This is a genomic window from Streptomyces aureus (assembly GCF_001418135.1).
GTDB classification, from domain to species: domain Bacteria; phylum Actinomycetota; class Actinomycetes; order Streptomycetales; family Streptomycetaceae; genus Streptomyces; species Streptomyces aureus_A.
The window spans coordinates 1-10,569 of the sequence record NZ_LIPQ01000450.1 but is presented as its reverse complement, the minus strand read 5'-3'; the positions used below and the strand labels follow the sequence as shown (position 1 = coordinate 10,569).

General features: G+C 69.2%; 10 protein-coding genes. All 10 read right to left on the bottom strand.

Annotated features, from left to right (window positions below):
• On the bottom strand, positions 1-1,311 hold a 1,311-nt coding region (locus AOK00_RS30425), incomplete at its 3' end, for a DNA polymerase IV (protein WP_055603434.1).
• Positions 1,312-1,537: 226 nt separating this feature from the next.
• Entirely contained in the window at positions 1,538-2,209 is a 672-nt protein-coding gene (locus tag AOK00_RS30420) for a MerR family transcriptional regulator (RefSeq protein ID WP_079042279.1), read from the bottom strand.
• A 192-nt stretch (positions 2,210-2,401) separates the two neighbouring features.
• On the bottom strand, positions 2,402-2,875 hold the full coding sequence (locus tag AOK00_RS30415) for a bifunctional nuclease family protein (protein ID WP_055603433.1): 474 nt from the start codon (positions 2,873-2,875) through the stop codon (positions 2,402-2,404).
• A gap of 144 nt (positions 2,876-3,019) precedes the next feature.
• Positions 3,020-3,763, bottom strand: a complete 744-nt coding sequence (gene ftsR / locus AOK00_RS30410) for a transcriptional regulator FtsR (protein ID WP_055603432.1) — start codon at positions 3,761-3,763, stop codon at positions 3,020-3,022.
• Positions 3,764-3,792: 29 nt separating this feature from the next.
• Entirely contained in the window at positions 3,793-4,755 is a 963-nt protein-coding gene (locus tag AOK00_RS37720; protein WP_078944600.1) for an FHA domain-containing protein, read from the bottom strand.
• 60 nt (positions 4,756-4,815) lie between these two features.
• On the bottom strand, positions 4,816-5,562 hold the full coding sequence (locus AOK00_RS30400) for a DUF881 domain-containing protein (protein WP_055603435.1): 747 nt from the start codon (positions 5,560-5,562) through the stop codon (positions 4,816-4,818).
• Positions 5,563-5,873: 311 nt separating this feature from the next.
• Entirely contained in the window at positions 5,874-6,206 is a 333-nt protein-coding gene (locus AOK00_RS30395; protein ID WP_015032176.1) for a small basic family protein, read from the bottom strand.
• Positions 6,203-7,132: a DUF881 domain-containing protein gene (locus tag AOK00_RS30390; RefSeq protein ID WP_055603431.1), complete on the bottom strand. Its 930-nt coding sequence runs from the start codon at positions 7,130-7,132 to the stop codon at positions 6,203-6,205. The genes AOK00_RS30395 and AOK00_RS30390 overlap by 4 nt, the downstream gene beginning before the upstream one ends.
• A 100-nt stretch (positions 7,133-7,232) precedes the next feature.
• A complete protein-coding gene (locus AOK00_RS30385) occupies positions 7,233-9,728 on the bottom strand; it encodes a mannose-1-phosphate guanyltransferase (RefSeq protein WP_055603430.1) in 2,496 nt (831 codons plus the stop codon).
• A gap of 117 nt (positions 9,729-9,845) precedes the next feature.
• Positions 9,846-10,454, bottom strand: coding sequence for a CDP-alcohol phosphatidyltransferase family protein (locus AOK00_RS30380; protein WP_055603429.1), 609 nt, complete (start codon positions 10,452-10,454; stop codon positions 9,846-9,848).
• Positions 10,455-10,569 lie beyond the last annotated feature (115 nt).

Here is a 10,569-nt window from a genome sequence, read left to right as displayed (position 1 = left end):
GAACCGCACCGTCACCCGCCCGACCCCGCTCCCCTGCACCCACCCGGCGCCGTACACGGCATGCCGCACGTCATGCCCGGGCGACCAGTGCCGCTGCACGGGCTCATGGACCTCAGGCTCACCAGAAGCCACAGCCGACGCGACGGCCGCACTCTCAGCCGCAGCACCCGCTCCCTCCGCCGAGGCCGAGTCCATAGCCGACGACGCCGACGCCGATACTGAAACCCCAGCGCCCTCCGCCTCCGCCTGAGCGAACAGATCCTCCTGCGTATAGTCCGCAAGCCCACTCACCCCGACCCCCAGCAACCGCACACCCCCGGTCGTGTCCACCGCTTCGAGCAGCCGCCCCGCCGCCTCCCGCACCACACTCGGATCGTCCGTGGGCCCCCGGAGCGTCTCGGACCGTGTGAGCGTCGAGAAGTCGAAGCGCCGCACCTTCAGGACGATGGTCCGCCCGGAGTGCCCGGAGGCCCGCAGCCTCCCCACGCACCGCTCCGCGAGCCGCTCGACCTCGAACCTGATCCGGACCCGGTCGTGGAGGTCGACGTCGAAGGTGTCCTCGACCGAGACCGACTTGGCGTCCCGCTCGGCCACCACGGGCCGATCGTCGTACCCCTGGGCCATCAGGTACAGCGAGGCCCCGTGCGCCCGCCCCAGGAGCCGTACGAGCTCGTCCTCGCCCGCTTCCGCGAGGTCGGACACGGTGGTCATCCCGGCCCGCCGGAGGTGCTCCCCGGTGGCCGGCCCGACACCGGGCAGGATCCGCACCGAACGCGGTGCGAGAAGCTCCCGCTCGGTCCCGGGTTCGATCAGCACGAGGCCGTCGGGCTTCGCCTCCTCGGAGGCGATCTTCGCGATCATCTTGGATCCGGCGAGCCCCACGGACCCCGTGAGCCCCGTCGTCGCCAGGATGTCGATCCGTAGCCGCTCACCGGCCGCACGCGCGCTCGCGCTGTCGTCGGCCACGCCCCCGGCCTCGAGGTCCACGAAGGCCTCGTCGAGGCTGAGCGGCTCCACGAGCGGGGAGAGCCGTCCGAGCAGCTCCATCACCTGCTCGCTGATCGACCGGTAGAACGAGAAACGCGGTACGAGATACGCGGCGTTCGGCGCGAGCCGCCGCGCCTGGCCCATGGGCATGGCCGAGTGCACCCCGAAACGACGCGCCTCGTACGAGGCGGTGGCGACCACGCCCCGGGGCCCGAGGCCGCCGACGACCACGGGCTTTCCGCGCAGGCTGGGCTTCGACGCCTGCTCGGCGGCGGCGAAGAAGGCATCCATGTCGAGATGCAGGATGGTGGGCGCGGCTCTCACACTTCCGATGCTGCCTCACACCACTGACAACAAGCCCCACCACACCGACGGCGCCCCAGCACAGGGTTCAAGCCCGAAACCAAAGCCAAGCCCGAAACAAAGCCAAGCCCGAAACCAAAGCGCAGGCCAAAGCCAAGGCGAAGGCCATAGCCGAGTCAGGGCCAGGGCCAGGGCTCGGCTATGTCCAAGACTCAAGGGCGAAGCCCCCAAGCAGAGGGCCCCGCCCTCAGACCGCCCTGTCCCGCCGGCGCCGCGCCAACTCGTCCCCCGGGTTGTGCCCCACGAGCGTCTCGCCCGTGTCGACCCGCTCCCCGTGCAGCTGCGAGAGCGCCGCCTCGACGTCCCGCCAGACCACGCCGACGGCGATGCCGAAGACGCCCTGCCCGCCCTGGAGCAGGTCGACGACCTCGTCCGGCGAGGAGCACTCGTACACCGTGGCCCCGTCGCTCATGAGCGTCATCCGCTCCAGGTCGCGGAAGCCCCGCGCGCGCAGGTGCTGCACCGCGGCCCGGATGTTCTGGAGGGCGACCCCGGTGTCGAGGAAACGCTTGACGATCTTCAGCACGACGACGTCGCGGAAGCTGTAGAGCCGCTGGGTCCCGGATCCGTACGCGGGCCGCACGCTCGGCTCCACGAGCCCCGTACGCGCCCAGTAGTCCAACTGGCGATAGGTGATCCCGGCCGCCGCACAGGCCGTGGGCCCGCGATAGCCGACCGTCTCGCCCGCCACGCCGGGACCGGACGCACCCGCGGGCCCCGCGGCCGCGCCGCCCCCCACACCGGCGTCCGCACCCGCACCCGTACCGAAGTCGCCCACACTGCCGTGAAGCGGATACGGACCGCTCTCTCCGGACACGCGTCCGAGCGAGCTCCCTGCCGTACCGTCCGCGCTGCTCATCACGCCGACCCTCCGTCCTTGACCTGCCCACACGAAGGTAGGCAGTCACTCGGGGTGCGTCAACGATCGCCACACTCGGCACGCCGAGTGATAATCACCCTGAGAGTGGTTTCCCGTCTCTCTCGCCGGGGAAAGGCTACTCGAATGCTCTGACAGCACCCCGCGAACGGCCTGCGGCCGCGCCGCTTCGACTCACTGACTGTTGGTCCCGAAATCCTCCGGTGAGATCTGGTCGAGGAACTCGCGGAACTTCTCCACCTCGTCCTCCTGCTCGTCCGGAATCGCGATACCGGCGTCGTCCAGCACACCGTCACTGCCGTAGATCGGCGTTCCGGTACGGAGGGCCAGTGCTATCGCGTCCGAAGGCCGCGCGCTCACCTCGACGCCGCTGGCGAAGACCAGCTCGGCGTAGAAGACCCCGTCACGCAGATCCGTGATGCGGACTTCGGTGAGTTCCTGACCCACGGCGTCCAGCACGTCCTTGAACAGGTCGTGCGTCAGCGGCCGCGGAGGGGCCATCCCCTGCTGGGCGAAGGCGATCGCGGTCGCCTCACCCGGTCCGATCCAGATGGGGAGGTACCGATCGCCTCCCACTTCACGCAGGAGCACGATCGGCTGGTTGGAGGGCATTTCCACCCGGACACCCACAACGTCGAGCTCGTTCACACAGCAACCCTAGGACGTGCCCGGCCGGTTTGGATAGTCGGGCCCTCCCAAGCCCGCTCCCAGCAGGCCCGGAACCCGGCAAGATCCCGGCAGGTTCCCGGCAGGGTCGCGGCACGAACCAGCCCCCGAATGCCCCTCAGGAGCTCACTGCAGCCGAATGCCCAGCGCGGTCTGTACGAGTGCGGCATGCAGCCGCACCGACTGCGCGGCGAGCTCCTGCGCGGTGGCCTCCGCATGGGCTCTGGTCTGCGGGTTACGGTGCCGGCGCAGCGGTGCGACGACCTGCTCGATCAGCCCGGCCTCGCGGTCCGCGGCGGCCTTGACGGCCCTCAGGTGCCGGGGCTCGAGTCCGAAGCGCCCCAGATCCGCGACGAGCCGCGCGACGGTCACGGTCTCGGGGTCGTAGCCGCCGCCGTCCGTCTCGGAGATCAGGCCGTACGACTCCCACTCGACGAGCTCCATCTCGGTGACCTCGGCCGCGGCCAGCAGTTCGGCCCGCCCGATCCGCGCGGCGGTGGGGGGCTCCGTGTCCTGCTCCCAGGCCCCTTCGAGCAGGTCCCGCCGACGCCCGGGGGCAGGGAGCTTGACCTGCTCTCCCCTGGCGAGGGCGTCGAGGTGCTCACGGATGACCTTCAGCGGAAGGTAGTGGTCCCGCTGCATCCGCAGGATCTGAGCCAGCCGCTCGACATCCTGCGGGCTGAACTTCCGGTACCCGGAGGCCGTACGCCGGGGCTCCACGAGCCCCTCGGCCTCCAGGAACCGGATCTTGGAGATGGTCACTTCGGGAAATTCGTCGCGCAGCTGGTTCAGCACCGTGCCGATGCTCACCAGCCGGTCGCCCGCGGTGGCGGTGCCGGATCCGGCACCGCCCGTCGGTGTTCGCAGCATGGACCTTCCCTGAAGGCTTCTCCGAGGCGCTACATGCCCCGCTGGCTCGAGTAGAAGACCAGGCGGTACTTACCGATCTGCACCTCGTCGCCGTTGGACAGAACGACCGAGTCGATCGGCTCGCGGTTGACGTAGGTGCCGTTGAGGCTGCCGACGTCGGCGACGGTGAAGCTGCCGTCCTGGGCCCGCCGGAACTCGACATGACGCCGGGAGACCGTGAAGTCGTCCAGGAAGATGTCGCTCTGCGGGTGACGGCCGGCCGTCGTCAGCTCACCGTCGAGCAGGAAGCGGCTGCCGGAGTTCGGGCCACGACGCACCACGAGGAGCGCGGAACCGGACGGCAGGGCCTCGACGGCCGCCAGCGCCTCGGGAGAGAGCGAGGGCAGCTGGGTCTGGCCCGTGACCTCCGCGTCGTAGGCCTCAAGGCCCGAGATGGAGATCGTGGACGTCGTCTCGGAAGCCCGCTCGGGTGCGACGCCGCCCCGCAGCGGCGTGCCGCAGTGGGAGCAGAAACGGCTGTCCGCCGCATTGCGGTGACCGCACCTCGTACACACCGGCATGGACGCATCCTCCTGCCGCGGCTGCCCCGCCGAGGTCTGTGTCGCGTACGGGTCGGGGGTAAACCCTCCACCCGTACTTGAGGTTGATGGTTCTCCGAAACCTATGCGGGCAGCCCCGGCAGGGTCAACAGACGACGCGCCGTACGCGCCCGGAACGTCACCGCCCTGGCCACCGACCTCATCGCGGAAGAGCGGGCGCTCGCCGCCCTGCTCCTCGCTCTGGGCATGGCGCGACGCGCGATGCTTGGCGTTACCGCCGTCCTCGCGTCCGCTCTTGCCGAACAACTTCGCAAAAAAACTCACGGGCGATTCCCCTTGACCGAAACAGACCCGCCCGTGGGGCAGGACGAACCGAGATCCATCACACCTGCCGACCCGGACACCTTCACAACGTCCGTATCCTCCGGACAGTTTCCACCACGCACCACCGATGTGGTGCGCCGACCCCCCGCAACGACTTGCCCTTGTCGCGGGACCCCCCTTGTCTCCCTCTCACTGCGAGGACGACTGAGCGTAGTCAGGCCGCTTCGCGGGTCGCAAGGCATCGACGATGATCTTCGCCGACCGCTCCACCGTGGCTGTGGCCTGCTCCTTCTCCAGGGTCTGCACGACACCGCCGGGGATGTTGAGCGCGGGCTCGAGATCCTCCGGCTTGCCGATGACCTTGAAGACGTACGGAGCGGCCACCTTCGTTCCATCGATCCGCATGTCATCACCGCTACCGGTGAAATAACTGTCCGCGACCACCCGGACACCGTTGACCTGGATCGCCTCGGCGCCGGCGGCGCGCAGCTCCTGGATGGCGTCGAGCAGCATGTCCGACTCGACGGCCCCTGACGGGTCTCCGACGGTCAGCGTGATGCCGGGCCCCTCGGCCGCGACGGTGCCGGCCAGGATCCCGAGCTGCTGCTCCTTCTCCTGGGTCTGCTTGCGCGCCTCCTCGGCCTGGTCCGAGCTGGACTCCAGCTCGGTGCGCTGCTTCTCGAGGCGGGACTTCTCGTCCTCCAGGCGCTGCGTGCGGTCGTCGAGCTCGTCGAGGATCCGGACCAGGTCCTCCTGGCGCGCTCCGCGCAGGGCGCTGTTGTCACTGGTCGAGGAGACCTGGATGGCCAGGCCGAGACCGAGGACGAACAGCAGCAACGCGACGACGAGTTGCGCCCGGGTCACCCGGGGCGGCCACAGCGCGGAGGCGAGCCGCCGCCGACCGCTCGGCTCGGCCGCGGGGGCGACCGGCGGCACGGGTACGCGGACGTCGTGGTCCGCGGTCGTGTCATGGACGGAATCCGAGGGCGCCTCGTGCTCTCCCGCCGTACCGCCACGAGCGGGCTCGCCGACGCTCTCCGGCTTCCCTGCGCTCTGTGGCCCGGGAGCGCCCTGCGGCTTCCCGAGGCCCTCCGGCTCCCGCTCGCTCTCGGAACGCTGCGGCTCCCGCTCGTTCTGGGAGTTCTGGGGGTCCTCGGAATTCTGAGGGCCGCGGGGATTCCGGGGGTTCTCAGGGCTCTGCGGGTTCTGCGGGTTCTCAGGGTTCTGCGGGTTCTCGCTCATCGGCCTCACGCCCGGAAGACATGGCGCCGGATGGCGGCCGCGTTGGAGAAGATCCGGATGCCCAGCACGACGACCACACCGGTCGACAGCTGCGCGCCCACGCCCAGCTTGTCGCCGAGGAAGACGATCAGGGCGGCCACGACCACGTTGGAGAGGAACGAGACCACGAAGACCTTGTCGACGAAGATCCCGTCGAGCATGGCCCTGAGGCCGCCGAAGACCGCGTCGAGGGCGGCGACCACGGCGATCGGAAGATAGGGCTCGACCACCGCCGGAACCTCGGGGCGGACCAACAGTCCGACCACGACTCCGACGATCAGGCCCAGTACGGCGATCACGATGTGCCCTTCCCTGTGTCGGCCGTGGCCCGACCGGACGGCGTCGCCGCTCCGGCCCCCCTCGGCTCTGCGGTACGTACGGTCAGGCTCGGCGCGGCCGGCAGGCGTACGTCGCCCTCGGCCGTGATCCCGCTCCTGATCCCGAAGTTCTCCACCAGCGCGTGCAGATACTGCCCGTCGGCGCTGTCCTGGAACGCTGTGCTCAGCCGCTGCCCGTCCCCGATCGCGAGGATGGTGTACGGCGGCACCAGCGGCTTGTTGTCGACCAGTATGGCGTCGCCCGCGGCCCGGATCGCGGACAGCGAGGTGAGCCGCTGACCGTTGATGGCGACGGCCTCGGCACCGGACTCCCAGAGCCCGTTGATGACGCGCTGCATGTCCCGGTCGCGTACCCGGCCCGTGTCGGCGAAGCCGCTGCTCTCCCGCGGCCCGCCTCCCCCGGTCTCGGTGTTCTTGGCGTCGTTGACGACGAGCTTCACGCCGGGGCCGTGCACGGGCGTCGCGCCCGAGAGCAGCCCGACGAGCTCGGCCTGGTCGCCTCCGTGCTGCTGGAGTGCCTGTCGCTGGCGTTCACCGACCTCGGAGCGGATCCGCTCGACGTCCTGCTCCAGCTGCTCGGCCGAGGACGTCTCCGCCTCGATCCGGTCGATCAGCTCCTGCCGCTCCTTGGCGACGACGGGCGCGGAGATCCGCGCCTCGGCCGCGCCCACGGTCACCACGGCGGCGGCGAGCACCAGGCCCGCGGCGACACCCAGTTTGGCCCGCAGGCTACGGGGCAGCCCACCGCCCTCGGCGGCGCGCCGGGCGGTCGCCTCCGCGTACCCGTCGTCGAGCGCGTGGTCTATCACGTTGTTCAGCAGCGACATGGACGCGTCCGGGCGCGGCGGCGGTGATCCGGTGCTCCGAACGGGGGGCTGCTGCGACATGCCGCACATCGTCGCACGTCGCACGGCCTACCGCCGAATGGCCCCTCCAGCCGGCGGGGAGGCACCCAGGGGGTGCTCCCCACCGACCGGTCCGATCCGCTCAGCTACCTGCGCTGTCGACCACTTCGGCCCATTCGTCGAGCAGAGCCTGGGCGGAGGCGTCGTCGGGTCCCTCGGCCCACAGATGGGTGACGGCCTCGGCGGGGTCGGGCAGCACCATCACCCACCGCCCGTCGGCCTCGACCACCCGCACGCCGTCGGTGGTGTCCACGGAGCGGCTGCCCGCCGCCTCCACCACCCGGCGCATCACGAGCCCCTTCACGGCCCACGGCGTCGCGATGTCCCTCTTGAGGACGTGCGCCCGTGGGATCCGCGCGTCGATCTGGCTCAGCGTGAGCTGCGTCCGCGCGACGAGACCGATGAGCCGCACGAAGGCGGCGGCACCGTCGAAGACGCTGCTGAACTCGGGCACGATGAACCCACCGCGTCCGTCGCCGCCGAAGATCGTCGACTCCTCGCGTCCGACCCTCGTGAGGTCGTCCGGCGAGGTCGTCGTCCACTCCACCTGCGTGCCGTGGTAGGCGGCGACCTGCTCGGCGATCCGTGTGGTCGTCACCGGCAGCGCGACCCGCCCCGAGCGCCGCTCGGCCGCCACCAGGTCCAGCATCACCAGGAGCGCCCGGTCGTCCTCGATGATCCGCCCCCGCTCGTCCACGAGCGAGAGCCGCTCACCGACGGGGTCGAACCGCACCCCGAACGCGGCCCGCGCCGAGGCCACGATCTCCCCGAGGCGGACGAGCCCGGCCCGTCGGCTCTCGACCGACTCGGTGGGTCTGGACTCGTCGAGCCCCGGGTTGATCGTCAGCGAGTCGACCTGGAGCCGCCCGAGGAGGCTGGGCAGCACGAGCCCGGCACTTCCGTTGGACGCGTCCACGACGACCTTCAGTCCGGCCTCGGCGATCCCGGAGGTGTCGACGTTCCGCAGCAGGGAGCCCGTGTACGAGTCGAAGACGCTCGCCGGGAAGGAGAGGTCACCGATCTCTCCGGGGAACGCACGGCGGTACTCCTGCCGCGCGAACACCCGGTCGAGCTTGCGCTGCCCGCCCTGCGACAGGTCGGCCCCACGTTCGTCGAAGAACATGATGTCCACGGAGTCGGGCACTCCGGGCGAGGTCCGCACCATGATGCCGCCGGCGCTTCCCCGCGCGGTCTGCTGCCGTGCCACCGGCAGCGGTACGTTCTCCAGGTCTCGTACGTCGATGGCGCTGGCCTGCAGCGCCGAGATCACCGCCCGCTTCAGCGCACGCGCACCCCTGGAGTGGTCACGAGCCGTGGTGACGGTCGCGCCCTTCTTCAGGGTCGTGGCGTACGCCCCCGCCAGCCGGACGGCCAGCTCGGGGGTGATCTCCACGTTGAGGATGCCGGAGACCCCTCGGGCTCCGAAGAGGTGGGCCTGCCCACGGGACTCCCAGATGACCGAGGTGTTGACGAAGGCGCCGGCCTCGATCGTCTTGAACGGGTAGACCCGGACGTTGCCCTGCACGATCGATTCCTCACCGATCAGGCACTCGTCCCCGATGACGGCTCCGTCCTCGATCCGGGCGGCCCGCATGATGTCGGTGTTCTTCCCGATCACACAGCCGCGCAGATTGCTCTGCTGCCCGATGTAGACGTTGTCGTGGACGACGGCCTTGTGCAGGAAGGCGCCGCTCTTCACGACGACGTTCGAGCCGATGACGGTGTGCTCACGGATCTCCGCGCCGGCCTCGACCTTGGCGTAGTCACCGATGAAGAGCGGTCCCCGCAGCACGGCGTCGGGGTGCACCTCGGCACCTTCGGCGATCCAGACACCCGGCGAGATCTCGAAGCCGTCGATGTCGACCTGGACCTTGCCCTCGAGGACGTCCGCCTGGGCCTTCACATAACTCTCGTGGGTGCCCACGTCCTCCCAGTAGCCCTCGGCGACATAGCCGTAGATCGGCTTGCCTTCCTTCATCAGCTGGGGAAAGACGTCACCCGACCAGTCCACCGAAACATCTGCCTGGACGTAGTCGAAGACCTCGGGCTCCATCACGTAGATGCCCGTGTTCACGGTGTCCGAGAAGACCTGGCCCCAGGTGGGCTTCTCCAGGAAGCGCTCGACCTTGCCTTCTTCGTCGACGATCGTGATTCCGAATTCCAGGGGATTCGGCACTCGGGTGAGACAGACCGTGACGAGGGCGCCCTTCTCCTTGTGGAAGGCGATGAGATCGGTCAGATCGAAATCGGTGAGCGCGTCCCCGGAGATCACGAGAAAAGCGTCGTCCTTCAACGCTTCCTCGGCGTTCTTCACACTTCCCGCTGTACCGAGTGGCTTCTCCTCATTGGCATACGTGAGCTCCATCCCGAGTTCCTCGCCGTCGCCGAAGTAGTTCCTGACGAGGGAGGCGAGAAACTGCACGGTGACGACGGTCTCATTGAGACCGTGCCTCTTGAGCAGTCGTAGGACGTGCTCCATGATCGGCCGGTTCACCACCGGCAGTAGAGGCTTGGGCATGCTCGAGGTCATCGGGCGAAGGCGGGTTCCTTCGCCACCGGCCATCACGACGGCCTTCATGTCGGAAGCGTCCTCCTTGAAGAGACGACGGTCCTGCCGACTTCACCCTGTCCGTTCAGTGGCCCTCGGACGCCCTCGTTGTTGCCGGCGACACTGCTCGGCACAGGACGGACGGGCTCAATCGGCCTCGGTATCCGCCTTCACGAGTCGACGGACCTGGACCACGTAGAGGATCCCTGCCCACCAATACAGAGTTGTACCCCATCCGGCGAAGGCCCACCCGAAAACTTCAGCGAGTGACGAGAGCCAGCCCGTTCCGTCACTGAGAAGCAGCAACGGGAACGCGTACATCAAGTTGAAAGTCGCAGCTTTGCCCAGAAAGTTCACCTGCGGCGGCGGGTAACCGTGCCGACGGAGGATTGCCACCATCACCAGCAGCATGGCCTCGCGCGCCAGGAGGGCGGCGGTCAGCCACCACGGCAGGATCTCGCGCCAGGTGAGACCCACGAGAGTGGACAGGATGTACAGCCGGTCGGCGGCGGGATCGAGCAGCCGGCCGAGGTTGCTGATCTGGTTCCAACGCCGGGCGAGTTTGCCGTCGAGATAGTCGCTGACGCCACTGAGCATCAGGACGAGAAGCGCCCAGCCGTCACTGTTGGGGCCACCGAACTCCGGACGGAGAATCAACCACAGAAACAGCGGCACGCCGGCGAGACGCGCCATGCTGAGAATGTTGGGGATGGTGAGGACCCGGTCGGTCTGAACGCGGGTCTCCTGGACCTCCACCCGGGGGCCTCCTGCTGGGAACGTACGGACGATGCCCCCTGACCTTACCCTCAGCCACAACACCTCGATGCACAGGGGGCTGCCGCCGGGCCGGGAACGCAAAAATGCCTCAACC